Here is a 24,127-nt window from a genome sequence, read left to right as displayed (position 1 = left end):
CTTTTATGCGCCTACCCCGTCGCCTCACCATTGCTATTGCGATCGCCAGCGTGCTTGGCGGCTGCGCTGTCGGACCTGTGTATGAACGTCCGGCAGTGCCTGTCCCGGCCCAATTCAAGGAAGCGCCGGGCTGGGTGCCGGCCAGTCCGGCGGACGGCAGCGAGCGCGGAGAATGGTGGGCGGTATTCGATGATCCGGTACTGAATGAACTGCAAACCGCGGTAAATGTATCGAACCAGAATATCGCGTTAGCGGCGGCTGCCTACGACCAGGCACGCGCCATCGTGCGCGAGCAGCGCTCCGCGCTATTTCCGAGCGTGGTGCTCGACGGCGGTGCCGCGCGTTCGGCCCGCAGCGCTACCGGCACAACAGTCGCTGCCGGCGTACGCACGTCCAACAACTATCAGGTCAGTATCGGTGGCAGCTGGGAGCCCGACGTCTGGGGCCGTCTGCGTACAGCCGTCAATAATGCCAGTGCAAGCGCGCAGGCTAGCGCCGCTGATCTGGCCTCGGCCCGCCTTGCCGCGCAGGGAGAACTGGCCGCCAATTATTTTGCCTTGCGTTTGACGGACTTGCAGGCCGGCTTGCTGCGCGACTCGATCGCCGGCTATCAGCGGGTGCTGCAAATCACGCGCAATCGCTATGAAGCCGGCATTGCGCCCAAGACCGATGTCTTGCAAGCGGAAACCCAGCTTGCCAATGCGCAGGCCGATGAAGCGGGGCTGGCGCGCCAGCGCGCGCAACTCGAGCATGCGATCGCCGTCCTGATGGGTAAGCTTCCGGCCGAATTCGCCCTTGCGCCCACGCCGTGGAAAAACTTCGTGCCCGAGGTGCCTGCAATCGTGCCCTCGACCTTGTTGCAGCGCCGTCCCGATATCGCTGCGGCGGAACGGCGGGTTGCCGCCGCCAACGAAGACATCGGCATCGCGCGTTCCGGATATTTTCCCAGCCTTGGCTTGAACGCTTCCTACGGTTCGGCTGCCGGCACGGTTGCCAATCTATTCAACGCCTCGTCAACTCTTTGGTCGCTGGGGTTGTCGGCGGCGCAAGCCATTTTCGATGCGGGAGCAACGGGGGCGCGCGTAGACTCGGCCCGTGCTGCGCATGTGCAAGCTACGGCGCGCTATCGCCAGACGGTATTGACCGCGTTTCAGGATGTCGAAGACCAGCTGTCGGCTTCGCAAGTGCTGGCGCGGCAGGTGGCATTGCGCCAGCAGGCGTCGCGTGCCGCCGACGAGGCCGAAGCGCAAATGCTCAATCGCTACCGAGCCGGCCAGGTTGGTTATACCGAAGTGGTGAATGCTCAGGTGACCGCCCTCAATGCGCGGCGTGCGCTGGCCCAGGCGCAAGCCGACAGACAGACCGCTGCGGTGGCGCTGATCCAGGCGCTGGGCGGCGGGTGGGGCGCGGCGCAGCTGTAATGGCGCTTATTGAGGACAGGGTTTCGTCTGTTTTTACGAAATCAATGAAAAGATCAGCCGATTTTCCATTTTTACATCAATATCGCGCACCGTTCGCCTGCGTCAATCGGTGCGCTACGGCGGCGGTGGTGAAGCGCAAATCATCAAGACGACGAATGGGACCAGCCTAAGCCACAAGCACCGGCAACTCATTACGGTTTATGCGCCCGTTGGCCCGGAAGCCGCAAGGCGACTTCAAGTCCACCTTCTTGCAGATTCTGAAGATGGATAGTTCCACCGTGTTGCTCGGCAATATTTCTGGCGATGGTCAATCCTATGCCGGTGCCGCCTGTTTCGCGCGACCTTGAATCTTCAAGTCGGTAAAATGGCTCGAATACCTTTTCCATCTCCGTCGCCGGTATCCCCGGGCCCTTGTCCTGTATCTGAATCAGTGCATTACCGCTCGTAGCGTCGTAACTCACGTTCACCGTTACCTGATGTCCGTACTTCACGGCATTGTCGATCAGGTTGGTCAGGCATCGACGCAATGCCAGTGGACGGGCCATCAGCGATACGCCGGTGGTTCCGGTAAAAGATACTGCTTGTCCAGCATCGATCGCATCGGCGCAGACGCTGTCCACCAGAGAGTCGAGATCCAGTCGCCGCATCGCCTCGGCGGAATGCATGCTGCGGGCCAGATCAAGTCCCTCGCGGACCATTGCCTGCATCGCCGACAGATCGCTGATCAGTTTTTCCCGCAACTCCGTGTCATCCACTTTTTCAAGCCTTAGGCGTAGCCGCGTCAATGGCGTCTGCAAGTCATGCGTGATCGCGGCAAGGATATGCGCATGCTGCCGGATATGCGCGCGGATGCGCGCCTGCATTGCATTGAATGCCACCGCAGCCTGCCGCAATTCGCTGGCGCCGCGCTCGGGCAAGGGATCGCGTTCGATATCATTTCCCAGGTCGGTAGCGGCTTGCGCCAGTCGTTTGAGCGGCCGCATCGCCATGCGCGCGACAACGATGGCGACCAGTCCGATACTGAGCAAAAACAGTGCGCCGTAGGTCACGACATCGATACGGGGCCGCATCGACGGCGGGCGCGGCGGCAGTACCGATAGCCGCAATCGCGTGCCGTCGTGCAGGCTGACCAGCAAGGCTTCGCAGCGCCCGCGCGCCTCGCCGGAACCTCTGCGAGCGCTGTGCGCGGGCGGCGCGCAATCGGTGGGCCGCGCCATGGTGGATGCAATCTGATAATGCTCGGGAAGACGCTTGTCGAGCAGGCTGGCGAACTCCGACCGTTGCGGCGCAACGACTTCGCCCGGCGCTGCCAATTCGGCGCGCATGCCGATTCCCGCCGTCGCCGAAAAGAAAGGTTCACGCAAATGTGCGGGTACCGTTTCAAGCGACAGCACGAATTGCGCTACACGCTCGACGGCATGAAAGTCGCGGAACTGGCCGATCAGCCGCTGCCGTTCACCAAATGCGAGGCCCAGCGAAAGAACGGTGCTTAGCACGGCGCCGGCAAACAGCATCAGGAAAACCCGCGTCGTCATCGACTGCAGCACTTGTTTCATTCCTTGGCCACCAGCGTCGCAAGCACATAACCTTCATTGCGTACGGTCTTGATGATCTGGGGTGAGCGTGCATCGTCGCCCAGTTTTTGTCGCAGACGGCTGATCTGCAGGTCGATCGAACGATCGAAAGGATCGGCGTCGCGTCCCTGTGTCAGGTTCAGCAACTGGTCCCGGCTCAAGACGCGGTTGGCATGATCGAGAAAGATTTTCAGCAATCGGTATTCGGCTCCGGAGAGCGCCACGACCACACCCTCGGGATTGATCAGATGACGCGCGGTGAAATCCATTGTCCAGCCGGCAAAACGCATCTGTTGTGGGGCATCGGCTTGCAAATTAGGTGGAAGCGCCTGGGTTCGGCGCAACACGCTGCGTATGCGGGCAAACAATTCACGCGGTTCGAATGGCTTGGCCAGATAGTCGTCGGCACCCATTTCCAGTCCCAGAATCCGGTCGACCGGTTCGCCCCGCGCAGTCAGCATGATGACGGGAATGCTGGAGTGCGACCTCAGATTGCGGCACAAGGTCAGTCCATCTTCGCCGGGCAGGTTGAGATCGAGCACGATCAGGTCGATGCGTTGCGTTTCCAGAGCCTTGGACATGGCCTTGCCTTCGCCGGCAGTCGACGCCTTGTACCCGTTCTTTTCCAGGTATTCGGCGAGCAGGGTGCTGATTTCGTGGTCGTCGTCGACGATCAATATGTGGGCGGGATTTTCCATGGACTCGATTATGGCAATTTCGGCGGGGGGAATGTAGTCGAATTGTATCGTGCTGTTTCATGCATCGATCGAGCACGCTTCCTGCCTGGCGTGGGATACACGAAGATACAAACGTCTGATCATCGCTTACTTGCCGCTACAACAAAGCTGCAAATCGACAATGGCGCGATACATCCAGAGGCCAAGATGGAAATCGTGCACAGTGCACGAACAACCACATCGGAAGGAAAGACCATGACCACATTTCGCAAACGTCTGCTTGCTGCACTGTTGACGGTGGGCCTGACGGCAGGTTCATTCGCTGTCTATGCGGAAAAGCCGGGACAGGAAGCTTCTGGCGCAGGACCAGCAGGAACGAGCGCCACAGGCGAGCAACGCCATTCGCCCGAACGCATGCGCGAACGTATGGAAAAGCGTGCGGCAGCCTTGCATGACAAACTGAAACTGAATGCAAGCCAGGAAGCCGCATGGCAAACCTATATCGCCCGGATGAAACCTGCCGATCGCCCGCAGCGGCCGGACCGGGCGGAATTCGACAAGCTGACGGCCCCCGAGCGCATGGAAAAAATGCTCGGCATGATGAAGCAGGCTGAGCAGCGCATGACTGAGCGGCTCGCGGCGACCAAGGAATTCTATGCGGTGCTGACGCCGGAACAGCAAAAAATATTCGATGAAGAGACCAAACACCGTCATGGCCGCCATCATGGCCGTCATCACGGTGGCCATCACGGCGAGCCGCGCTAGAGCAGTTTCACCCTGACTTGCCAGTCGAGGCCGAGGCGATTTGCTCGTGGAACAAGGCGCGACGACGCGACATGGCGAGCCATGGCAAGGAGGCCTCGGCGGCCCCTCGACAACGCCGTGCCGCGGGCAAAGCGTCCGGCATCGGCGGTACAGTCAGGGTGAAACTGCTCTAAACTTTGTAACAGCTGCAGGGCTTCCGGCAGGCCGGCCAGCTGTTTTCATTTTTCTCCCTCCAGTGCTGCAAGCACCGGGCATGACGCACGCCTGGCCGCCTGGTTTGCGGGGCCTTCGTGCCCCGCGTTTTTCATGCCTTTAGCCTCCGGCTCAATGCAGCTTGATGCGCGGATTGCGTATCCAGTTGATCGCGTCGGTCCAGGTCGATAGCCAGGTGCGGAACCATCCATTGACCACAATCTGGTGATGCTTGTGCAGCCACCAGTACATCCATTTCGCGATAGTGCCCTCTATGAAAACCGAGCCGCGTGCGAGTGCACCCATCAGGCTGCCTACGGTGCTGTAATTGCCAAGCGAGACCAACGAGCCGTGGTCGCGGTAGCGGAATTCAAGCAATGACTTTCCTTCAAGCATGCGTGCGAGCGACTTGCTTAATGTATTGGCCTCCTGATGCGCCGATTGCGCTCGCGGCGGTACCGTGGTTTTGCCTTCGTCCAGCGGACAGGCCGCGCAATCGCCCATCGCAAACACCGACGGGTCGCGCGTGGTTTGCAGCGTGCGATGGACCACCAGTTGATTGATCCGGTTGGTTTCGAGCCCATCCAGTTCCTTGACAAAGTCGGCCACCTTGATTCCCGCCGCCCATACCACGATGCCGCTTGGAATGAATTTCCCGCTGCCCATGCGTACGCCTTCTTTCGTCACCTCGACCACCTGCTCATTGGTATGAACGTCGATGTCGAGCTGGCGCAGCTCGTTGCCGACCGCGATAGAAAGCCGTTCCGGCAAGGCTTGCAACAGGCGTGGCGCAGCATCGACGATGGCAATCTTCAAATCCTTTTCGGGATCGAAATTGGCCAGGCCATAGCTGGAAACGATCTTTGCGGTCATGTGCAGTTCGGCCGACAATTCCACACCGGTAGCGCCGCCGCCGATGATGGTGACCGTGAATCGGCCTTCTCCAGGGGCGCGAGCCTTGTTTTGCGCGCGCAGGCAGGCATTCACCAGACGCTGATGGAATCGTTCGGCGGCACCGGGCGAGTCCAGCATGATGGTATGTTCCTGCGCGCCGGGGGTACCAAAGTCATTGGTCTGACTGCCAAGCGCAAGGACCAGGGTGTCATAGGGTATAGATTGCCGCGGCAGGATTTCTTCGCCGTTTTCATCGAAGGTAGGCGCGACGAAGATTTCCTTGCGCGAGCGGTCAAGGCCGTCCATGCGGCCCAGACGGAAAGTAAAGTGGTGATCGCGCGCGAGCGCAAGGTATTCGAGTTCGTCTTCATGGCTGTCTAGTGTGCCTGCCGCAACCTGATGCAGCAGCGGCTTCCATAGATGAGTGCGTTCGGCATCGACCAGCGTAATCACAGCTTTCTTGTGCTTGCCCAATTTCTTCCCTAGCCGAACCGCGAGTTCAAGCCCGCCTGCGCCGCCGCCAACGATGGTAATGCGATGGGCCGCCCTGCCTGCAGTCTGCGTCAATCTGTTCTCCTTAATAAAAAACTCCCATGTGGTGTAGTAGAACAATATTCCATAACTGTCCGGAAATGCATGCTGGCAAGCGCAATGCGATTCCTTTATTAAGAAAGTGACATTAATAGTTTAAAACGGTTCGGTACTGCTTTGCCCTGCACAGGTTGCGATATAGATGACCCCTTTTTACTTCTTCTACGGCGTATTGACTTCAGCCCGGTAAAAATTGACTGAGATCAAACAAATTAAATTTCCCCTTTGCTACATTCGCTCGTCGCTTAACCAGGGGAAGACCATTGTGCTGAACACCAACCTGAAACCGTTCTCAATCAAGCGCAAAACCTTGCTGCCTGTCGTGCAAGGTGGCATGGGCGTCGGCATCTCCGCGCACAAACTCGCGGGCACTGTTGCCAGTCTGGGTGCGATGGGTACGATTTCGAGCGTCGACTTGAGACGGCATCATCCGGATCTGATGGCGCAGACCGGCAAGTCGCGTGACAAGGCATTGATCGACAGTGTGAATCTCATCGCCCTCGACCGTGAAATACAAGCGGCGAATCGCATTGCCGCAGGCGGCGGCATGGTGGCCGTCAACATCATGCGCGCGGTCGCCGAATATGCAGCCTATGTGCGGCAAGCTTGCGAAAGCGGCGCCGAAGCCGTGGTCGTCGGCGCCGGCTTGCCGCTGGACCTGCCCGAACTGACCGCCGACCATCCCGATGTAGCCCTGATACCGATCTTGTCGGATGCGCGCGGCATTGCCCTGGTCCTGAAGAAATGGATGCGCAAGAATCGCTTGCCAGACGCTATCGTTATCGAAAATCCGCGTCACGCCGCGGGCCATCTTGGCGCGGCTCGCCTGGAGGATGTGGACCAGCCGCAGTTTGCATTCCCCGTGGTGCTGGAAGCGACACTCGCGCTATTTCGTGAACTGGGCATCGAGAGAGAGCGCATTCCGCTGATCGCCGCCGGAGGAATCCATACTCATGGACAGCTAAGCGAGCTGCTGGCAATGGGCGCGAGTGCGGTGCAACTCGGCACCGCGTTTGCCGTTTCCGAAGAAGGCGATGCGCATATCAACTTCAAGAAAGTCCTGGCCGGGGCACGACCGGAAGACATTGTCACCTTCATGAGCGTCGCAGGTTTGCCGGCACGCGGGGTACGAACGCCATGGCTGGCCAACTATCTGGAAAAGGAAGAGAAACTGCAGCGCAAGGCAGGGCCGAAGGAGTGCACCGTGGGTTTCGACTGTCTGCACCAATGCGGTTTGCGCGATGGCATGGCAAAGGCTGGACAGTTCTGCATAGATACCAGGCTGGCGTTTGCATTGGAAGGCGATGTCAGGCGCGGCCTGTTTTTCCGGGGCGCGGAGCCGCTGCCGTTCGGCAGTCAGATTCGTCCGGTAAAAGATCTGATTGAATTTTTGCTCACTGGCCGCCAGCCGGGTGATGACCCTGCCTTTCAAGCGACTGTTCATGCAGCGGCGTGATTCCAATCTGGAGCATTTTGACCTGGATCAAGGTTGCAGAGCGGCCTCGGCTCGTACACTGCGCAACAGTTAAGAGCGTCCCATTGGTTGGATGCCCGATCCGGAGTTCAACATGGCAGTTGCCGCAACAGCATTATCCCTTGTCCCCTCGGTGCAATTCGATGCCGCACTGATTCGCAAGATGAGCCGCCAGGGGCCGCGTTATACGTCCTATCCGACTGCGGACCGCTTCACCGATGAGTTCGCAATGGGCGATTATCTGCAGGCGGTTAATACTGTGCGCGCCATGGGCTCGCGCAATTCCTTGTCGATTTATATTCATGTGCCGTTCTGCGACAAGCTTTGCTACTACTGCGCGTGCAACAAGATCATTACCAAAAACCGTAGCAAGGCCGAGGTATATCTTACCTACCTCAAGCGCGAAATCGATATGCAGGGCAAGCTGGCCGGCGATCTCAACACTGTCACGCAACTGCATTTCGGCGGCGGTACGCCGACCTATCTTTCCGATGAACAGATGGGCGATCTGCTCGCGCACCTGCGGCGCTGGTTCCGGTTCGCTACCGATGATGCCGGCGAATATTCGATCGAAATCGATCCGCGCACCGTCACGCCGGAGCGTATCCGCACACTGCGCACACAAGGTTTCAATCGCATCAGCTTTGGCGTACAGGATTTCGACGCGGAAGTGCAAAAGGCAGTCAACCGTATCCAGCCGGAGGAGACCACTCTCGCCGTGATGCAGGCGGCGCGCGAGGCGGGATTTCGCTCGATCAGCATCGACCTGATCTATGGCTTGCCGAAGCAGAACGTGATCACCATGGATCAGACGCTGGCCAAAGTGATCGCAGCAAACCCGGATCGCATTTCCATCTATAACTACGCGCATATGCCGGCCTTGTTCAAGTCGCAACGCCAGATCGCGGAAGACGAACTGCCGAATGCGGAAACCAAGCTCGACATGCTATCGCTATGCATCAAGCGCCTGAGCGCAGCGGGATACGTCTATATCGGCATGGATCATTTCGCCAAGCCCAATGACGATCTTGCGGTCGCGCAGCGCCAGGGCAGGCTGCACCGTAATTTTCAAGGCTATTCAACGCATGCCGATGCGGAAATGATTTCCTGCGGCGTGTCTGCAATCAGTGCCGTCGGGTCGACATACAGCCAGAATGAAAAAACGCTGGATGCCTATTACGAACGCATAGAGCAGGGTGAACTGCCGATTGCGCGCGGGATAAAGCTAAGCGTCGACGATCTGCTGCGCCGGATCATCATCCAGATGTTGATGTGTAATTTCGAATTATCAATCCGCTCACTTGAAGTGGCGTACCCGATCACCTTTGCCAATTATTTCGCCACTGAACTTGAACAGTTGCGCGCGCTGGAAACCGACGGTCTGCTGAGCTTGGATGAAGATTGGCTGACGGTCAGCCCGAAAGGGCGACTCCTGATCCGCAATATCTGCATGGTGTTCGACCGTTATCTCGGTGCAAAGCCGGAGGCGAAGCTCGAACGACTGCGGTATTCCAAAACCATTTGAACGGCGTGCAGTGAGCGACTTATCCTTTGTATCTTTTTTTCTGGTCGGTCTGCTGGGCAGCGTGCATTGCATAGGCATGTGCGGCGGCATCGTCAGCGCATTGTCCGTTGCTCCCGGTCCTGAGCGTCGCCGCGTGGTGCCGGTCATCGCATTGCAGCGGACGGCGATGACGCGTGCCGGCGACATCCGCGATGCCGCACGCGTCGTCGCCTACAATGCCGGCCGTCTTGCCAGTTATGCACTTGCCGGTGCCATCGTCGGCGCGATTGCCGGCGGCGTGCAGGCCTTGTCGTTCATGTCATCGCTACAGATCATCCTGTATTGGCTTGCGAACCTGATGCTGGTTGCACTCGGCCTGTACCTGATGGATGCATGGCATGGACTGACCCGCGTCGAAGCGCTGGGTCGCCATGTCTGGCGTCGGATACAGCCTTTCACCAAAAGCCTGCTGCCGATGGATAGCCTGGGCAAGGCGTTTGCGCTCGGCACCTTATGGGGATGGGTTCCATGCGGCATGGTCTACAGCATGCTGGCAGGCGCCATGCTCGCCGGATCGGCGCTGGACGGCGCGAAACTGATGCTGGCTTTCGGCATCGGTACGCTGCCGGCACTGCTGACAATCGGCGTATTCGGATCTCGCCTGCGCAGACTGGTGCAGGATAGGCGCGTACGCATTGCCGGCGGCGTCGTGGTGCTGCTGTTTGGATTGCTGGGTATGTATCGTTCGGCGAATGGTGTGCCTGCGGCGTGGACCGATGTGTTTTGCATGACGCCCTCAGCCGGCCATGGCGTGAACACAGGACAATGATGGACGCGCTTTCCGCTTCATTCGCTGCACAGGACTTGCCATGCTTTCATTGCGGCTTGCCCGTTCCGCCAGGATCGACATGGTCGGTACGGGTCGCCGACAGCACGAGGGCCATGTGCTGTCCCGGCTGCGAAGCGATCGCCAGGACCATCGTCGACAATGGATTGGCCGACTATTACCTGAGTCGCGATGGATACTCTGCGAACGGCGCGAAAACTGTGCTGGTCCCGGAGGAACTGCAACTGTATGACGCACCGGAAGTCATCCGGAAATACACCACCGGCTGCGATGCGCCTGCCTCCGAATCCGCTAGCCGGGACGCGCTGTTCTGCGTCGACGGCATACGCTGCGGCGCCTGCGTATGGCTGATCGAACGCCGGCTTGCGACTGTCGCCGGAATTGAGACCTTTAACCTCAATGTCGCGACCGGAAAACTGCATGTTCGCTGGAATGGCGACAGCTGCAAACCCAGCGATATTCTGCTCGCGCTGCGCGAGGTCGGTTATCTCGCTTATCCGTTCGATGCCGCCATCCATGACGTGCATTTGCAGCGCGCCGGCAAGGCGCTTTTTCGTCAGCTTTTCATTGCCGGTCTGTCCATGATGCAGGTGATGATGTATGCGGTCCCGGTTTATCTGGCAACCGACGGCACGCTGGAAGCGGACATGGAAACGCTGATGCGCTGGGCCAGCCTGCTGTTGACGATTCCCGCCGTGCTGTATTCAGCACAGCCGTTTTTCGCCGGCGCATGGCGCGACCTGAGGCATCGGATACTGGGCATGGATGTACCGGTTGCGCTTGGCATCGGCGCAGCGTTTGGCGGCAGCGTGATCGCAACCTTGTCCGGTTCGGGCGATGTGTACTTCGACTCGGTCACGATGTTCATCTTTCTTTTGCTGTGCAGCCGTTATCTGGAATTCCTTGCGCGCAAAAATGCATCATCCGCACTGGATAAATTGCAAAGCGCCTTGCCGGCTGCGGCAACGCGCCTGCCGATGTATCCGGCCAACCGCGATCCGGAAACGGTTCCCGCAACGCGCCTGCTCGAAGGCGATGTGCTGCTGGTGAAACCCGGCGAAGCCATTCCGGCGGACAGTGTCGTTCTGGAAGGGCGCACCGAGATTGATCTTTCCTTATTGACCGGTGAAAGCAAGCCGCAGGCGCGGCAGCCCGGAGATATGCTGGAAGGCGGCGCCATCAACGCCAGCCAGCCGGTGGTGGTGCGCGTGACCAGGGCCGCCGTTGACAGCACATTATCCAGACTGGTCAAGTTGATCGAACGCGCGGGACAACAAAAGCCTGCGCTATCGATGTGGGCCGACAAAGTGGCCGCATGGTTCGTCGCGGCGTTGCTGCTGCTTGCGCTGCTCGTGTTTTGCGCATGGCAGTGGATCGACCTCGCTCGCGCCTGGCCGATCGCGATTGCGGTGCTCGTGGTGTCTTGTCCCTGCGCGCTGTCGCTGGCGACGCCAAGCGCGCTTGCGGCGGCGACCGATCGCCTGCTGCGGCAAGGCGTGCTCCTGCTACAGCCGCATGTGCTTGAGACGCTGCACCGGACTACGCATATGGTTTTTGACAAGACTGGAACGCTGACCGGCGGAAAACCGGCGTTGCGTGACGTTGCAATCCTCGGCACTGCGGATCGCACTGTCTGTTTGCAGATTGCCAATGCGCTCGAAGCAAGCAGTGCGCATCCGCTGGCCCATGCATTGATTGAGGCTGCGTGCCAGGAATCCGCTCATGCATCGACGATGTTTGCCGACAAAGTCAAGAGCATGGCCGGCAAGGGTATTGAAGGAAGGATAGACGCAGCGCGATACCGCATAGGCTCGGCTGCATATGTAGAAGAAATAACGGGCATTCCCTTGCACGATACACCGGCCGATGATGCGACTTCGGTCTATCTGGGCAGCGAGCAAGGATGGCTGGCGCGATTTGATATCGCAGACCAGGTGCGTGACGATGCCTTGGAAGTGATTCGACATGTTCAGAGGCTTGGCAAGCAAGTGATTCTGTTAAGCGGAGACGGGCAGGGCATCACCACTTCGATTGCGCGGGAACTCGGCATAGCTTCGGCATATGGCGAATGTCTGCCCGAAGACAAGTTGCGTTTCGTGCAGGAGCTGCAGGGCAAGGGTGCGATCGTGGCAATGGTGGGCGATGGAATCAATGACGCGGCCGTGCTGCGCGCGGCGGATGTGTCATTTGCCATGGGCAGCGGCGCGGCGCTGGCGCAGACGCATGCGGATGCTGTACTGCTGGCAGGCCGGCTGAGCGCGGTGGTCGATGCGACGCGGGCGGCTTCGCAGACGATGGCGGTGATTCGGCAGAATCTTGCCTGGGCAAGTTTGTATAACGCGATTGCCATTCCGGCAGCTGCGGTGGGTTGGTTGAATCCATGGCTATCGGGAATAGGCATGTCGCTCAGTTCGGCTGTGGTTGTGGTGAATGCATTGCGGTTGCGCAGAATAAGGCAGCCAGGTGTGGTCGTTACAAGCGCCAGCGATGCAGATGCTCTGCCGCATTCTGTCCGTGCTTCCGTAAGTGCAAGGATAGGTGCATGAGTTCCGATAGGCGCTCGCATGCGAGACCGTGCGGTCGTCTCTTTCCCGCCTCTTATCCCGTCATCCTCGCGAAAGCGGGGATCCATAACCCGTTTCCGCATGGACGTTCTTTCGCTAGCATTATGGAAGTGCGACCTCACAATGGATCCCCGCTTGCGCGAGGATGACGGGGAAAAGTAGGGAGATGATAGGACCGTAGACAGCCGCGGGTGAATCGCACAGTCAAATTGCAAACAATCTAATCAACATGGAAGCACTGTATCTTCTCGTTCCCATGAGCGTCATTGTCGTGTTCTTCACGATATGGCTGTTCTTCCGCGCGTCGGACAGCGGGCAGTTCGACGATCTTGTCGGTCCGGCCATGCGCGTACTGCAGGATGACGACAGCGTGCAACAGCACGCCGCAGCGCCCGTGTCGTCGAAAAAAACAAAACGCAGTTCTTGATGTCGTTGTGCGTTCGCGTCACGCATGCCACTCTGTTCTACCTACGTGATACCACTTGGACCAATTTGACTCAGGTCAAGGTTTTTAAAGGTTCGAACTCGTACTCTCCCTTCATCGTGTTAGCAACCCTGGAGATCGTACGTGGATACATCACTGAACTACAACTACAAGGTCGTGAAGCAGTTCGCGATTGCGACTGTAGTGTGGGGAGTGGTCGGCATGCTGGTGGGCGTTTTCATCGCCGCACAGCTCGCCTGGCCTGCTCTCAATTTTGACACCGCCTGGCTGAGCTACGGCCGCCTGCGCCCGCTGCATACCAATGCGGTGATCTTCGCTTTCGGCGGTTGCGCATTGTTTGCAACTTCCTATTACGTTGTACAGCGCACCGCGCAAGTCCGACTGTTTTCTGATGCGCTGGCAGCCTTCACTTTCTGGGGTTGGCAAGCGGTCATCGTGGCAGCGGCAATCACGCTGCCGATGGGTATGACCTCGGGCAAGGAGTATGCAGAACTCGAATGGCCGATCGACATTTTGATCACGCTGGTATGGGTGTCTTATGCGATCGTGTTCTTCGGCACGCTGGTCAAGCGCAAGGTGCCGCATATCTATGTCGCCAACTGGTTCTTCGGTGGTTTCATCCTGGCGGTCGCGCTGCTGCATCTGGTCAACAGTGCGGCGATTCCGGTCTCGCTTGGCAAATCCTATTCCGCCTATGCCGGCGTGCAGGATGCGATGATCCAGTGGTGGTATGGCCATAACGCAGTGGGCTTCTTTCTGACCGCCGGCTTCCTGGGCATGATGTACTATTTCATTCCCAAGCAGGCCGACAAGCCGGTGTATTCCTACCGCCTGTCCATCGTCCACTTCTGGGCGCTGATTTTCACGTATATGTGGGCGGGTCCGCACCATCTGCACTACACCGCGTTGCCAGACTGGACGCAATCGCTGGGCATGGTGTTTTCACTGATCCTGCTGGCGCCTTCCTGGGGCGGCATGATCAACGGTGTGATGACGCTGTCCGGTGCATGGGACAAGCTGCGTTCCGATCCCATCCTCAAGTTCCTGATCGTGTCGCTGTCGTTCTACGGCATGTCGACCTTCGAAGGTCCGATGATGTCGATCAAGACCGTCAACGCGCTGTCGCACTACACCGACTGGACCGTCGGTCACGTACATGCCGGCGCGCTCGGATGGGTCGGTTTCATCACCATGGGCTCGATCTATTACCTGTTGCCGCGTTTGTCTGGCAAGACCGAGATGTGGAGCACGCCCCTGATCGAAATGCATTTCTGGATGGCGACCATCGGCATCGTGCTGTACATCGCCGCGATGTGGATTGCCGGCGTGATGCAGGGCTTGATGTGGCGCGCGGTCAACGCCGACGGCACGTTGACCTACACCTTCGTCGAATCGGTCAAGGCTACCTATCCCTATTACGTGATCCGCTTCGGCGGCGGTCTGCTCTACCTCGGCGGCATGATCCTCATGACGGTCAACACCTTCATGACGGTGCGCGATGGTGAAGCGGTTACCGCACGTATTCCTTCACTTGCGCCGGCGCATGCCTGAATCAGGAGCAGTAATGAAAAAGTTTTCACATGAATGGATCGAGAAAAACCCGTGGTTGCTGATCGCGCTGGTGGTGCTGGTTGTCAGTGTCGGCGGTCTGGTCGAAATCGTTCCGCTGTTTTTTCAGAAATCGACCACCGAGCCGATCGCGGGCCTGAAACCTTACTCGGCATTGCGCCTGGCTGGCCGCGACGTCTATGTGCGTGAGGGCTGCTACAACTGCCACTCGCAAATGATTCGCCCGTTCCGCGCCGAGACTGAACGCTATGGCCATTACTCGGTGGCGTCGGAATTCATTTACGACCATCCATTCCAGTGGGGATCCAAGCGCACCGGTCCGGATCTGGCCCGCGTCGGCGGCCGTTACAGCGATGAGTGGCATCGCACTCACCTGAACAATCCGCGCGACGTGGTGCCGGAATCGAACATGCCCGCCTATCCATGGCTGGCGACTACAAAGATCGATCCGAATTCTGTCGTGCCGAAGATGCAGGCCTTGCGCAAGCTGGGCCATCCCTATACCGATGAAGAGATCGCGGGTGCGGCGAAGGAAGTCGAAGGCAAAACCGAACAGGATGCGCTGGTCGCCTATCTGCAAGGCATGGGCATTCTGATCAAGGCAAAGAGGTAATCATGACAATCGAGCAATTTCTATTTGATGCACGCAGCCTGGTGACGGTGCTGAGCTTTCTGAGCTTCGTCGGCATCGTCTGGTGGGCATACAGCGCACGTCGCGGCGATGATTTCGCCGTGGCAGCCAATCTGCCTTTCGCCGACGAGACTGGGGGCAAGACGAGCGAAAGATCAGCGGAGGACAAGCATGTCTGACTTTACAAGCGGATTCTGGAGCGCATACGTCGCCATCCTGACCCTGCTCGGCATTGCCGGTTGCGCGGTTCTGTTGTGGGCGCAGGCCAAGGTAAAGATTGTCATCCCCGAGGGTGAAGAGGCAAAGCCCACTGGCCACAGCTGGGATGACGGCTTGACCGAACTGAACAATCCGATGCCGCGCTGGTGGATGTGGCTGTTCTATATCACCATCGTATTCAGCATTGCGTATCTGGTGCTGTATCCAGGCCTTGGTTCATTCAAGGGAAAACTCGGTTGGGAGTCCACCGGCGAGTATCAGGCCGAGCTGAAAAAGGCTGATCAGGAATACGGACCTATCTTCGACAAGTACCAGAGCCAGGATCTGAAAACCGTCGCCGCCGATCCGCACGCGCGTGCGATCGGCGAGCGGCTGTTCATGACTTACTGCGCCCAGTGCCATGGCTCGGATGCGCGCGGCAACAAGGGCTATCCCAACCTGACCGACAAGGACTGGCTGTATGGCGGTGAGCCGGCGGTGATCAAGGCCACCATCATGAAGGGTCGTAATGGCGTGATGCCGCCGATGGGCGCTGCCCTGGGATCGGACAAGGATGTCGAGAACGTCGCGCATTACGTGTTGAACCTGTCCGGCGCGACCTCCGACCCGATCAAGGTTGCGTTCGGAAAGGAAAAGTTCACATCCTGCGTGGCATGTCATGGCCCGGGCGGGCAGGGTAATCCGGCGCTTGGCGCTCCCAATCTGAGCGACAAAATCTGGCTCTACGGCGGCAGCGCGGACACGGTGGTGGAAACCATACGCAAGGGCCGCAACAACACCATGCCGGCCTTCGACGAATTCCTTGGCGAAGGCAAGGTGCATCTGCTGGCGGCCTATGTCTGGGGCCTGTCGAATGAAAAGGCACTGATCCCCGAGAGGTAAGCAAAAACCGGATGTGCATGGCCGGGAAATGATTCCCGGCCGAACCAAACAAGAGTGAAAGCAATGAGCGAACCTGCAGTCAAGGTTTCTGTCGTCACGATGTACCAGGCGCGCCAGGAAATCTATCCGCGCGATGTCAAGGGATGGTATGCAAACTGGCGCTGGGCATGCGTATGGCTGACGCAAATCGTGTTCTACGGCTTGCCGTGGATGTCATGGAACGATCGCCAGGCAGTGCTGTTCGATCTGGCCGCGCGCAAGTTCTATCTGTTCGGCATCGTGCTGTGGCCGCAGGATTTCATCTATCTGGCGCTGCTGCTGATCATTTGCGCGTATGCGTTGTTTCTGTTCACCGCAGTCGCGGGGCGGCTCTGGTGCGGCTACGCCTGTCCGCAAACCGTGTACACCGAAATTTTCATGTGGATAGAGCGCAAGATCGAAGGCAGCCGCAGCGCGCGCATGCGCCTCGACAAGCAGTCGTGGAGCGTCGACAAGCTGTTGCGCAAGTCATCCAAGCATCTGGCATGGGGAGCTGTTGCGTTGTGGACCGGCTTTACCTTCGTCGGTTACTTCACGCCGACGCATACGCTGCTGCGCGAAGTCGCGACCGTCACGTTCGGTCCATGGGAATGGTTCTGGATTCTTTTCTACGCATTTGCCACCTATGGCAACGCCGGCTGGATGCGCGAGCAGGTGTGCAAGTACATGTGCCCGTATGCACGCTTTCAAAGCTCGATGTTCGACCGCGATACGCTGACCGTCACCTACGACGCGCAACGCGGCGAACCGCGCGGAGCACGCACCCGGAAGGCTGCAGGCGCTGCGTTCGGTTCCTGCATCGACTGCTCGATGTGCGTGCAGGTCTGCCCGACCGGGATCGATATTCGCGACGGCCTGCAAGCCGACTGCATCGGTTGCGCCGCCTGCATCGACGCCTGCGACATGGTGATGGACAAGATCGGCACGCCGCGCGGCCTGATCCGGTATGCGACGGAGAATGCGATGGTTCAGGGATTGGGCGCGGCTGAAATCCGGCGGCGCGCATTTCGGCCGCGCATCCTGATTTACAGTGGAATCCTGTTCGTGATCGTCGCGCTGTGCGCCGGCTCGCTATTCATGCGCACGCCGCTGAAAATGGATGTGATTCGCGACCGTGGCGCAATGGGCCGCGAAGTGGAAGAAGGCATGATCGAAAACGTGTACCGGCTGCAGATCATGAATACCGACGAACGGCAGCATCGCTTTCGTATTTCGGTGAGCGGAATCGATTCGATCGCATTGGCGAGTCCGGACCAGGTGGAACTCGCGGCAACCGATTCACGCGGCGTTCCGGTGCGCGTGCGCATCGGACATGGAAAAGGCGAGAAGGGGGCGAACAAGATCGCGTTCGAGATCGTGGCAATCGACGACGAAAATCTGCGGGTGAAGGAAGAAGCGGTATTTATCGTACCGCGTTGAACGAGGAGCATCGAAATGCAAATGAATACGACACGCGCAACATCCGCCGCGAAAGCGCGCCCCTGGTACACCCATCGCTGGCCGTGGCTATTGATGCTGGGACCGGCGCTGGTCGTGATCGCGGGAATCCATACCACCTGGATCGCCTTTACCCGGCAGGATGCGCTGGTGGTCGATGACTATTACAAGGAAGGCAAGGCCATCAACCAGGATCTGCGGCGCGACCGCATTGCCTCCGACATGGGCTTGCACGCCTCCCTGCGCTATGACGCGGCGGCCGGCAAACTGTCGGGCTCCGTGCTCGGGCTGGGCGAGTCCGCATCCGGCCGGCTATCGATCAAGCTGGTGCATTCGACCCAGCCGGAAAAAGACATCAGCCTGCTGGTGCAGCCGGACGGGGGCGGAACATTCGAAGCGAGTCTGGCGATGCTGGACATGGCGCGCTGGCAAGTGTTGATCGAAAGCGAACAGCGCGACTGGCGGCTGCATCAGACATGGAACTGGCCGCAGCAGCGTTCGATACAGATTGCCGCGGAGACGTCCAGATGAGGTTGTCGTCATTCCCGGTTTTACGAATGGATTCCCGTTTTCGGGAAGCCCGCATCTTTTTTGCTAAAGCCGGAATGGAAATCGACAGTGCCGATTTAACAGCAGGACAGCGGGCAAGACGGAGGATGCCGGAATGACAAGATTGATCATGGTGGTGTTATGGCCGTCGTTTCTGGTGGCCATTATTGCGGAAGGCTTTTTCTTTTCCTTGTTCGATCCGCATGATCTTGCATTGGTCGGGACGCATATCGACGTGCCGCCGCTTGCGGTTTACACAATAGGCTTTTTCTGCTTCTGGGCGTTTTGCTCGCTGGCGAGCATGCTGACTTGTTATCTGCATGCGGTGCCGAACGACAGAAAATTGCCGTTCTGACCGCCGCATCCGCAGGATGTTTAGGCACAGGTCTGCGTTCCTGCGGCGACCGCCTTCAGCATGCCTGGCTCCAATAGTTCAAGGTCGCGATTGCTGACTTTGATCCATCCGCGCTTCTTGAACTTCGACAGCAGCCGACTGATGCTTTCAATCGTCAAACCCAGGTAGTTGCCGATTTCCTCGCGCGTCATCCGCAACTGGAAGCTGGTCGACGAGTAACCGCGTACGGAGTAACGCGACGACAAATTGGTTAGGAAAGCGGCAAAGCGCTGCTCCGCACGCATGTTGCCGAGCAGGAGCATGACGCTTTGTTCACGCGTGATTTCCTGGCTCATCATCCTGTGAAAGTGATGCAGCAGCGGCGGCATTTCGCCAAACAGGCCTTCCAGCCGCGAAAACGGAATCTCGCAGACTTCGCTGTCTTCCAGCGCAATCGCGTCGCAATGGTGGCGCTCGGTACTGATCGCATCCATGCCGAGCAATTCGCCGGCCATCTGGAAGCCGGTCACCTGCTGGTCGCCGTTCGGGTTGACCTGATGTGTCTTGAAGTGACCGAGGCGAATCGCATACAGCTTGGTGAATGGGTCGCCGACGCGGTACAGATGGGTGTCGCGCGGCACCTTGCGGCGGCGGCCGATGATCTGGTCCAGCCTGTCCATGTCCGCTTCCTTGAGTCCCGTCGGCAGGCAGATCTGATGCATGCTGCAGGCCGAGCAGCGGGTGCTCATTTCCTGGCGGTGCGATGTGGGGGCGGGCGATTGGGCGAGTATGGGAATCATGTCGGCGGACCTGTCAGAGTTTGCTTGGAGCGGTGAAGTCCTGCTGGCCGCAGGGCGTCGCCGCCGTTTGCAGTGGTAATGCAATCGCTGTGCCATCTGCGATATGGATCGCGACGATTCCCTGCAAATCCGCATGCCGTCTGGTTCCCGACCTCCCGGCACCGCATCGCATCTACAAACTTGTCTTATCCGCCGATTCTCAAAAACTGGAAGCTGAAAGGACGATTCAGCGCGTCTTCAGATTCAGGAAAATATTGACTGCAAAAACGACAATGCCAAGCGCGGCGACGATTTCCGACATCGCCAGCACCGGTATCAGGCCGCGACTGCCGGTGACGACAAAAGACAGTGAAACCGCCATGACCGGAAGCGAGATATTGGCCAGCCAAAAGTGAACGCGTGCCAGCTTGCTTTCACCCGCATCCGGAAACACGCTGTAAATCAGGCCAGCCAGCGCCATCGTCGCCCAGCCGAGCAAATTGACGTGGGCGTGGACCGGTCGCAGCGCGAAGTTTTTGCTTGCGCCCATCATGATGCCCATTGCGACGCCGATGATCAGGTAGACCACGGCGAGCTTGAGCCAGATGACTCCTACACGGGAAAAGGCGGGCAGGGCGGGGGTAGTGGTTTGCATGGCATCCTCTTGTGTAATGACGGTAAAGATGAAGTGATCAGGCATTGACGGCTTCACGAGCGTGGCCGCGCAGCGCAATCGGGCCCATCAGCTTTGCGACGCTGACGACGACCGCATCCGGCTGCGGCATGAAAGCCTGCTCCAGCATATAACTCGACGGCGCGGGCGCATCCGGACCGGTCAGACGGATGATGGGCGCTTTCAAGGCATCGAAGGCATGCTCGGTAATGATCGCGCTGACTTCGGCACCCACGCCGCACATGCGGCTCGCTTCATGCACGATCAGGACCCGCCCGGTCTTGCGTGCCGAACGCAGGATCGCTTCTTCATCCAGCGGCTTGAGCGAGCGCAGATCGATCACTTCGGCCGAGATGCCTTGCTCCGCAAGCTGTTCGGCTGCCTCCAGACAGGTATTGACCATTTTCGCGTAGGAGATGATGGTGACATCCTTGCCTTCGCGTGCGATCGCCGCCCGCCCCAGCGGGACCAACTGTTCGTCATCCTGCACCTCGCCGGGGACATGGCCGAGCGCCATGTCGACGAAGAACAGCACCGGATTGTCATCGCGGATCGCCGACTTCAGCAGGCCTTTGAAATCGGCTGCATTCGAAGGCATGACGACTTTCAGGCCGGGACTGTGGACGAACCAGGCCTCGAGATTGTGGTTGTGCTGCGCGCCCACGGTCCATCCGCTGCCGGTCATCGCGATGACGACCATCGGAAATGCGAACTGCCCGCCCGAGATGTAACGCAGCTTGCCTGCGCTGTTGACGATCTCATCCATGGCAAAGCACAGAAAGGGCGCAAACAGCAGATCGACCACGGGACGCAGTCCGGTTGCGGCAGCGCCTGCTGCGGTGCCGGCGATGATGCCTTCGGCCAGCGGCGTGTTGCGCACGCGTTGGCCGCCGAATTCGGCAAGCAGGTCCTGGCGTTTGGTGGCGACGCCTTCGCCGAACATCAGTACGCGCGGATCGCGCCGCATTTCTTCGGCCAGCGCCTGGGTAATCGCTTCGTTGACGGTGATCTGGGACATGGCGCGGCTCCTTAAGCGTAAACGTCGGTCGTCAATTCTGACGCGGCCGGGAAGGGTGAGTTGAGTGCAAACTCGGCGGCTTGCGCGATGGTTTTGGCGACCCGGGCTTCCATTTGCGCGATGTCGCTGGGGCTGATTTCGCCGCGCGCGATCAGCTTTTGCTGCATTTGCGCGATCGGGTCGCGCTCGCGCCATTGCGCAAGTTCGTCGGCAGCGACATACGCCTGATCGTCCGGTTCGAAATGGCCGCGCAGGCGGTAGGTATAGGTTTCCAGCAGATAGGGTTTGCCGGTTTCATGAATGCGTGCAATGGCTTCGCGGGTTGCGGCATGCACTGCTTCGACATCGTTGCCGTCGACCGTGCGGCTTTCCATCCCATAGTTTTTCGCCCATGCGCTCACATGGTCGCCGATCATGGTTTCTTTGCGATGAACATAGGCTTGCCACTGGTTGTTTTCGCACACGTAAAGGATGGGCAGCTTCCATACCGAGGCCAGATTGAGCGATTCGTGGAAAATGCCTTCGCAGGCTGCGCCATCGCCAAAAAAGCAGGCCACGATACCCGGTTGCTTGAGCATGGACATCGACAGCGCGACCCCGGTCGCCAGCGACAGTTCGCCGCCGACGATGGTCGAAGTCAGCAATACGCCCAGCTCCTTGGCCGAGATATGCAGCGAACCGCTCTTGCCCTTGCAATAGCCGGTGCTGCGGCCCATGACTTCGGCAAACAGGCGCCCTGGGTCCGCGCCGCGCGCCAGCAGATGGCCGGCGCTGCGGTGGTTGGTGAGAATGCGGTCGTCTGTGCTGAGCGCGCGCACCACGCCGACGGCCGATGCTTCCTGACCGACCGATGTGCAGGTTCCCGCGCCCCCGGCGGCGGCTTGCAATGCAGTGATCTTTTCTTCATAAGCCCGTATCAGCATCATGCATTCCAGCATCGATACCGCACGGCTATCCTGGATTATCTGGCTCATGGTCGTCCTTCCATGTGAATCGTTATTCGCGATGGGGACGAAGTCTACTGCGCCGCAGCGTGCAGAAACCACTCGGGCGGCAGCTTAAGAAATTTTTAGGATTTATTGAGTGAAGTTTTAAGAAAGACTGAATGAAGACTGAATGCCTCGTTCCTGCAGGCATTACTCGGCACGCAGATGGACCGGCCGATCGACTCGCAGACGAAAGCGGCCGCGTCCGGTTTTTTCGATACGGATCGCGGCTTCATGTTCAACCAGGCGCTTGCCCAGCAGCAGCAAGCGTGCTTCCAGATTGTCGCTGACATCCGGTAAGCGTATGCGGCCATCAAGACGAAGCTCACGATTGGTGAATTCCGTGCGTCCCTTGTCGGTATAGTCACGCAGCAAGGTCCAGAAAATCGAGCCCGCGACACCCTTGATCAGATAATCGTCGCCAAGGAAGATCGAGTCGTTGCCGGCGAAGTGGCGGACGGCCAGGGGCAGGCCATGTGGCCGCGTCGCGGCCTGCACCGGATGCGACGTTTCTTCGGAGGCATCCGCCGCCATCTGCAGCAGATGGATCGTCATTCCGAGTTGCCGTGCCAGGCTGACCAGCGCATCTTCATCGTCATACGTGAACCGCAGGTCTTGCGGGCTTTCCACATACAGGATGCCCAGCAGCCGCGCACCGCCGACGATGGGAACCGCGAGCTGGCTGCGCGGCGCGCGCAGGCCGGGTAATGGAATTTCCGTCTCAAGGGCCGAGGCCCAGTCGCTCCCCGCCGTGCTTTCGCGCACCGCTCGACTGTAGCCGTACTCGGCATTCATGTGGCTGATCCGGATCGGCGTGCACTCGCGCGCGGCGACACCGATCACGCCTTCGCCCAAGGGAATTTCGGAACCGACCCCCGACGCGTCATAACCGTGGCTGGCAACCGTGTAAAGGCGGCGGGTTGCCTGGTCCAGCATCAGGATCATCGTGTGCTCGATGCCGAACTGTTGCTTCAGGCAAGCCAGAGTTTCGGCAAGCAGCTTTTCCAGGTCGGCACAGGCGGCCAGGCGTTCGCTGCAATTGCGCAGCGCCGACAACAGGTTTCGATGCGGCGGAGGCGCAGGCAAAGTCTGTCCCGGCACCGGCTGGATCGAATGAACCCGGAATACGTCGGCTCCGAGCAGGCGGAACACGCCGCTCATCCCGGTATGGGAAGCGATTCCGGCCAGTTTGGCCTTCATGCTTTCGAACAGCGGCCCGGAAGTCTCGGTACGCAGATATTCCAGTGACAGGCGGTATTGCATGACCGTGACCGGATTGGTTACGATGAGCGCGGCCCGAGGATTGGCCATGATGTTTTGCCGCGTCTTGTTGAAAAACTGATAGGACAGCGCGACATGGTCGCTGTCGACGAATTGGACCTGGGATAGATAGGCGACGTTGGGTGTGCCGTCCGGCGAGGCGGTCGCCATCGTTCCCGGAATCACGCCTTCCAGGCATTCGCGGATGGCGTCGACTTTGAGCGTCATGTATCCGCCTTCAGCGGTTCGCCGGCTTTTGGCCCGGGTGTCTGTGAATACGCTTCGCAAGGCGTAAATGTCAGGCCGACCAGATCGGCTGGCGGACACGCCAGCAGGGTCTGGATCAGCACTTCGCCGAAGCCCAGCGGCTCAAGCTCGCGTGCGAATGCGTCGCGGTAGCGGCCGATGATGTCGGCATCGCCCGGCTGCAGACCCGCCACGGCGGTATCGCGGCCTTTGAGCTGCACCGTCTTGTGGGTGGAGGGCTGGCTGAACACCACCGATATCACGCCGTTGTCGCGCACCGCCCGCAGCACCAGCGCGCCCTGGGTGGCGGACAGAAAAACCGTAACGGTGCGCCGGTCCGGCGCCACGCGGCAACCGGTGCCGCGTGCCAGCGTCGGTGTCAGGTCGCGGTCGCAGGCGCCTATGCAGATCGAGATCCCGCACTGCAGGAAATCCGCATGGCCCGCGTCGACAAGAGGTTCGTGCGCAATTGGCATGGAAACTGGCTGGTGAAGCCCGTAAAAGATTAGCCATGATAATAACCGTTGTACAGGGCCGTAGTCACGTAGGCAACGTCG

The 24,127-nt window shown here is 59.2% G+C and carries 23 protein-coding genes; 14 read left to right on the top strand and 9 right to left on the bottom strand.

The genetic code is table 11. The annotated features are described in order from the left end of the window. The first annotated feature begins 5 nt into the window (after window positions 1-5). Window positions 6-1,421 carry an efflux transporter outer membrane subunit gene (locus D3871_RS22610; RefSeq protein ID WP_233575767.1) on the top strand — a complete coding sequence of 472 codons (1,416 nt, stop codon included), beginning with the start codon at window positions 6-8 and terminating at the stop codon, window positions 1,419-1,421. A 191-nt stretch (window positions 1,422-1,612) separates the two neighbouring features. On the opposite strand, the gene D3871_RS22605 is transcribed toward D3871_RS22610, so the two are convergent. Both D3871_RS22605 and D3871_RS22600 read right to left on the bottom strand, forming a co-directional pair. Then, window positions 1,613-2,977, bottom strand: coding sequence for an ATP-binding protein (locus D3871_RS22605; protein ID WP_199724862.1), 1,365 nt, complete (start codon window positions 2,975-2,977; stop codon window positions 1,613-1,615). Next, window positions 2,974-3,693 (bottom strand): response regulator, encoded by a 720-nt coding sequence (locus tag D3871_RS22600; protein ID WP_199724861.1) that lies wholly within the window; start codon window positions 3,691-3,693, stop codon window positions 2,974-2,976. Before D3871_RS22600 ends, D3871_RS22605 begins: the two co-directional genes overlap by 4 nt. Before the next feature lie 234 nt (window positions 3,694-3,927). Here D3871_RS22600 and D3871_RS22595 point away from each other — a divergent pair, with 234 nt between their 5' ends. Continuing rightward, window positions 3,928-4,437: a Spy/CpxP family protein refolding chaperone gene (locus D3871_RS22595; RefSeq protein ID WP_158598020.1), complete on the top strand. Its 510-nt coding sequence runs from the start codon at window positions 3,928-3,930 to the stop codon at window positions 4,435-4,437. A 324-nt stretch (window positions 4,438-4,761) separates the two neighbouring features. On the opposite strand, the gene D3871_RS22590 is transcribed toward D3871_RS22595, so the two are convergent. Further along, window positions 4,762-6,090 (bottom strand): NAD(P)/FAD-dependent oxidoreductase, encoded by a 1,329-nt coding sequence (locus D3871_RS22590; RefSeq protein ID WP_119771270.1) that lies wholly within the window; start codon window positions 6,088-6,090, stop codon window positions 4,762-4,764. Between the two features lie 289 nt (window positions 6,091-6,379). On the opposite strand from D3871_RS22590, the gene D3871_RS22585 reads away from it, so the two are divergent. From D3871_RS22585 to D3871_RS22530, 12 genes are all read left to right on the top strand, one after another. Continuing rightward, entirely contained in the window at window positions 6,380-7,570 is a 1,191-nt protein-coding gene (locus D3871_RS22585; RefSeq protein ID WP_274381772.1) for an NAD(P)H-dependent flavin oxidoreductase, read from the top strand. Between the two features lie 112 nt (window positions 7,571-7,682). Further along, a complete protein-coding gene (gene hemN / locus D3871_RS22580; protein ID WP_119771269.1) occupies window positions 7,683-9,113 on the top strand; it encodes an oxygen-independent coproporphyrinogen III oxidase in 1,431 nt (476 codons plus the stop codon). Between the two features lie 10 nt (window positions 9,114-9,123). After that, window positions 9,124-9,921 carry a sulfite exporter TauE/SafE family protein gene (locus D3871_RS22575; protein WP_119771268.1) on the top strand — a complete coding sequence of 266 codons (798 nt, stop codon included), beginning with the start codon at window positions 9,124-9,126 and terminating at the stop codon, window positions 9,919-9,921. Beyond that, a complete protein-coding gene (locus tag D3871_RS22570) occupies window positions 9,918-12,485 on the top strand; it encodes a heavy metal translocating P-type ATPase (protein ID WP_119771267.1) in 2,568 nt (855 codons plus the stop codon). The genes D3871_RS22575 and D3871_RS22570 overlap by 4 nt, the downstream gene beginning before the upstream one ends. A 247-nt stretch (window positions 12,486-12,732) precedes the next feature. After that, window positions 12,733-12,930: a cbb3-type cytochrome oxidase assembly protein CcoS gene (gene ccoS, locus D3871_RS22565; RefSeq protein ID WP_119771266.1), complete on the top strand. Its 198-nt coding sequence runs from the start codon at window positions 12,733-12,735 to the stop codon at window positions 12,928-12,930. Window positions 12,931-13,071: 141 nt separating this feature from the next. Further along, window positions 13,072-14,499, top strand: a complete 1,428-nt coding sequence (gene ccoN, locus D3871_RS22560) for a cytochrome-c oxidase, cbb3-type subunit I (protein WP_119771265.1) — start codon at window positions 13,072-13,074, stop codon at window positions 14,497-14,499. 13 nt (window positions 14,500-14,512) lie between these two features. Next, on the top strand, window positions 14,513-15,130 hold the full coding sequence (ccoO, locus tag D3871_RS22555; protein WP_119771264.1) for a cytochrome-c oxidase, cbb3-type subunit II: 618 nt from the start codon (window positions 14,513-14,515) through the stop codon (window positions 15,128-15,130). A gap of 2 nt (window positions 15,131-15,132) precedes the next feature. Next, entirely contained in the window at window positions 15,133-15,327 is a 195-nt protein-coding gene (locus D3871_RS22550; RefSeq protein ID WP_119771263.1) for a cbb3-type cytochrome oxidase subunit 3, read from the top strand. Beyond that, window positions 15,320-16,249: a cytochrome-c oxidase, cbb3-type subunit III gene (gene ccoP, locus D3871_RS22545; protein ID WP_119771262.1), complete on the top strand. Its 930-nt coding sequence runs from the start codon at window positions 15,320-15,322 to the stop codon at window positions 16,247-16,249. The genes D3871_RS22550 and ccoP overlap by 8 nt, the downstream gene beginning before the upstream one ends. 63 nt (window positions 16,250-16,312) lie before the next feature. After that, the gene (gene ccoG, locus D3871_RS22540; protein WP_119771261.1) at window positions 16,313-17,707 is read left to right on the top strand and encodes a cytochrome c oxidase accessory protein CcoG; all 1,395 of its coding nucleotides are present in this window, start codon (window positions 16,313-16,315) and stop codon (window positions 17,705-17,707) included. A 21-nt stretch (window positions 17,708-17,728) separates the two neighbouring features. Further along, a complete protein-coding gene (locus D3871_RS22535) occupies window positions 17,729-18,256 on the top strand; it encodes a FixH family protein (protein ID WP_233575766.1) in 528 nt (175 codons plus the stop codon). Window positions 18,257-18,389: 133 nt separating this feature from the next. Further along, the gene (locus tag D3871_RS22530; protein ID WP_119771259.1) at window positions 18,390-18,629 is read left to right on the top strand and encodes a hypothetical protein; all 240 of its coding nucleotides are present in this window, start codon (window positions 18,390-18,392) and stop codon (window positions 18,627-18,629) included. 20 nt (window positions 18,630-18,649) lie between these two features. Here the strand turns inward: D3871_RS22530 and fnr are convergent, their stop codons facing one another. The 6 genes from fnr to D3871_RS22500 all read right to left on the bottom strand — a co-directional run bounded on the left by fnr (window position 18,650) and on the right by D3871_RS22500 (window position 24,046). Further along, window positions 18,650-19,357 carry a fumarate/nitrate reduction transcriptional regulator Fnr gene (gene fnr, locus D3871_RS22525; RefSeq protein ID WP_199724894.1) on the bottom strand — a complete coding sequence of 236 codons (708 nt, stop codon included), beginning with the start codon at window positions 19,355-19,357 and terminating at the stop codon, window positions 18,650-18,652. 277 nt (window positions 19,358-19,634) lie between these two features. After that, complete coding sequence (locus D3871_RS22520) at window positions 19,635-20,042, bottom strand: heme-copper oxidase family protein (protein ID WP_119771506.1); 408 nt, start codon at window positions 20,040-20,042, stop codon at window positions 19,635-19,637. Window positions 20,043-20,079: 37 nt separating this feature from the next. Then, window positions 20,080-21,078: an alpha-ketoacid dehydrogenase subunit beta gene (locus D3871_RS22515; protein WP_119771257.1), complete on the bottom strand. Its 999-nt coding sequence runs from the start codon at window positions 21,076-21,078 to the stop codon at window positions 20,080-20,082. Between the two features lie 11 nt (window positions 21,079-21,089). Further along, window positions 21,090-22,052, bottom strand: coding sequence for a thiamine pyrophosphate-dependent dehydrogenase E1 component subunit alpha (locus tag D3871_RS22510; protein WP_119771256.1), 963 nt, complete (start codon window positions 22,050-22,052; stop codon window positions 21,090-21,092). Between the two features lie 162 nt (window positions 22,053-22,214). Continuing rightward, a complete protein-coding gene (locus tag D3871_RS22505) occupies window positions 22,215-23,552 on the bottom strand; it encodes a GAF domain-containing protein (protein WP_119771255.1) in 1,338 nt (445 codons plus the stop codon). Next, window positions 23,549-24,046 (bottom strand): hypothetical protein, encoded by a 498-nt coding sequence (locus D3871_RS22500; RefSeq protein WP_119771254.1) that lies wholly within the window; start codon window positions 24,044-24,046, stop codon window positions 23,549-23,551. Before D3871_RS22500 ends, D3871_RS22505 begins: the two co-directional genes overlap by 4 nt. Window positions 24,047-24,127 lie beyond the last annotated feature (81 nt).

It is taken from the genome of Noviherbaspirillum saxi (assembly GCF_003591035.1).
Taxonomy (GTDB): domain Bacteria; phylum Pseudomonadota; class Gammaproteobacteria; order Burkholderiales; family Burkholderiaceae_D; genus Noviherbaspirillum; species Noviherbaspirillum saxi.
Note: the sequence above shows the minus strand (reverse complement) of the source record. Positions and strands in the feature narration are given on the sequence as shown.

Excerpts from the sequence above, each read along its gene's own strand:
- D3871_RS22610 (WP_233575767.1), top strand. The coding sequence starts at position 6 with ATGCGCCTACCCCGTCGCCTCACCATTGCTATTGCGATCGCCAGCGTG.
- D3871_RS22605 (WP_199724862.1), bottom strand. The coding sequence starts at position 2,977 with ATGAAACAAGTGCTGCAGTCGATGACGACGCGGGTTTTCCTGATGCTG.
- D3871_RS22600 (WP_199724861.1), bottom strand. The coding sequence starts at position 3,693 with ATGGAAAATCCCGCCCACATATTGATCGTCGACGACGACCACGAAATC.
- D3871_RS22595 (WP_158598020.1), top strand. The coding sequence starts at position 3,928 with ATGACCACATTTCGCAAACGTCTGCTTGCTGCACTGTTGACGGTGGGC.
- hemN (WP_119771269.1), top strand. The coding sequence starts at position 7,683 with ATGGCAGTTGCCGCAACAGCATTATCCCTTGTCCCCTCGGTGCAATTC.
- D3871_RS22570 (WP_119771267.1), top strand. The coding sequence starts at position 9,918 with ATGATGGACGCGCTTTCCGCTTCATTCGCTGCACAGGACTTGCCATGC.
- ccoS (WP_119771266.1), top strand. The coding sequence starts at position 12,733 with ATGGAAGCACTGTATCTTCTCGTTCCCATGAGCGTCATTGTCGTGTTC.
- ccoO (WP_119771264.1), top strand. The coding sequence starts at position 14,513 with ATGAAAAAGTTTTCACATGAATGGATCGAGAAAAACCCGTGGTTGCTG.
- D3871_RS22550 (WP_119771263.1), top strand. The coding sequence starts at position 15,133 with ATGACAATCGAGCAATTTCTATTTGATGCACGCAGCCTGGTGACGGTG.
- ccoP (WP_119771262.1), top strand. The coding sequence starts at position 15,320 with ATGTCTGACTTTACAAGCGGATTCTGGAGCGCATACGTCGCCATCCTG.
- ccoG (WP_119771261.1), top strand. The coding sequence starts at position 16,313 with ATGAGCGAACCTGCAGTCAAGGTTTCTGTCGTCACGATGTACCAGGCG.
- D3871_RS22535 (WP_233575766.1), top strand. The coding sequence starts at position 17,729 with ATGAATACGACACGCGCAACATCCGCCGCGAAAGCGCGCCCCTGGTAC.
- D3871_RS22530 (WP_119771259.1), top strand. The coding sequence starts at position 18,390 with ATGACAAGATTGATCATGGTGGTGTTATGGCCGTCGTTTCTGGTGGCC.
- fnr (WP_199724894.1), bottom strand. The coding sequence starts at position 19,357 with ATGAGCACCCGCTGCTCGGCCTGCAGCATGCATCAGATCTGCCTGCCG.
- D3871_RS22520 (WP_119771506.1), bottom strand. The coding sequence starts at position 20,042 with ATGCAAACCACTACCCCCGCCCTGCCCGCCTTTTCCCGTGTAGGAGTC.
- D3871_RS22515 (WP_119771257.1), bottom strand. The coding sequence starts at position 21,078 with ATGTCCCAGATCACCGTCAACGAAGCGATTACCCAGGCGCTGGCCGAA.
- D3871_RS22510 (WP_119771256.1), bottom strand. The coding sequence starts at position 22,052 with ATGAGCCAGATAATCCAGGATAGCCGTGCGGTATCGATGCTGGAATGC.
- D3871_RS22505 (WP_119771255.1), bottom strand. The coding sequence starts at position 23,552 with ATGACGCTCAAAGTCGACGCCATCCGCGAATGCCTGGAAGGCGTGATT.
- D3871_RS22500 (WP_119771254.1), bottom strand. The coding sequence starts at position 24,046 with ATGCCAATTGCGCACGAACCTCTTGTCGACGCGGGCCATGCGGATTTC.